Origin of the sequence: Lysobacter arseniciresistens ZS79 (assembly GCF_000768335.1) — a bacterium.
Lineage (GTDB): Bacteria > Pseudomonadota > Gammaproteobacteria > Xanthomonadales > Xanthomonadaceae > Novilysobacter > Novilysobacter arseniciresistens.
This window is the reverse complement of record NZ_AVPT01000075.1, coordinates 1-1,165: the sequence shown is the minus strand read 5'-3', so window position 1 is coordinate 1,165 and position 1,165 is coordinate 1. Positions and strand designations below refer to the sequence as shown.

The window sequence follows — 1,165 nt, the reverse complement described above, 5'->3', positions numbered from 1 at the left end:
GCGGCTGAAGCCGCTTGTGTCTTCGATTTGACCTAGCGTTGCAAGTGAGAGCGGAGCGCGGGACGCCGACAAGCCGGAGTGCCTGAAGCACGTGTAGGAGCCAGGGCGCCCGCGCTCCAAACTCTTGCCAAGCCCGAACAGTTGAACGAGCCGGCAGCTCGAACTGCACAAGCGTGGGCCAGCAAGAGTGCTCTCCCGTCCAGTCTAGGGGAGGTGTCGATGTCGGTGTTCGTGGGAATTGATGTGGCCAAGGCAAGCTTGGCGGTGGCAGTGCGTCCGAGCGGAGATCACTTCGAGGTGGCCAATGATGCCGCGGGGCACCGCGCCCTGATCGAACGGCTGCAGGATCTGCCGGTCGAGCGGATCGTATTGGAGGCGACCGGCGGCTACGAGCGAGTGGTCATGGCCGCTTTGGCCGGCATGTGGCCGGTCGTGCGCGTGGCGCCTCACCGGGCGCGGGCGTTTGCCACCGCGATGGGCCGGATCGCCAAGACCGACCCGATCGACGCTGCCATGCTGGCCCACCTGGCCGAAGTCGTCGATGCGACGCCCGCACCGGTGGAGTCACCGCAGCAACGACTGCTGCAAGGATTGGTCCAGCGGCGGGCGCAACTGGTGCAACAGCGCGACGACGAACGGCGCCGCCTGCAGCAGGTGCAGGGCGAGCCCGTCATTGCCAGCCTGAAGCGCCAGTTGCACGGGCTGGCGGTCGAGATCGCCCGGTTGGACAAGGCCATCGCCCAGGCCATGGCCGAGGCCGACCACGACCGAGCCCGGCAGCTGCAGGCGGTGCCGGGGATTGGTCCGGTCACCGCGGCCACCCTGATCGCGTTCCTGCCCGAACTGGGCCAACTGGAAAGGCGCCAGATTGCCGCGCTGGTCGGCGTAGCGCCCTACAACGTGGACAGCGGCGCCAAACGCGGCCAGCGCCGAATCCGCGGTGGCCGCGCCGGTGTGCGCCGCGTCCTGTACATGGCCGCCTGGAGCGCCATCCGCACCCAGCCTGACCTGAAAGGCCGCTACCTGGCGCTGCGCGCCCGCGGCAAATGCGCCAAGGTCGCCCTGGTCGCCTGCATGCGCTCCTTTCTGGGCCGTCTCAATGCCATGGTCCGCGATGGAACCCCGTGGCGAATGCAGCCGATCTGAAGAAGACAGTTGCTCCTAC

1 protein-coding gene is annotated in these 1,165 nt (G+C 67.9%); it reads left to right on the top strand.

The annotated features are described in order from the left end of the window. Positions 1-219 precede the first annotated feature (219 nt). Positions 220-1,146, top strand: a complete 927-nt coding sequence (locus N799_RS14030) for an IS110 family RNA-guided transposase (protein WP_036213970.1) — start codon at positions 220-222, stop codon at positions 1,144-1,146. Positions 1,147-1,165 lie beyond the last annotated feature (19 nt).

Bases quoted from the DNA above. Each gene is read 5' to 3' on its own strand.
- N799_RS14030 (WP_036213970.1), top strand. From the start codon at position 220: ATGTCGGTGTTCGTGGGAATTGATGTGGCCAAGGCAAGCTTGGCGGTG.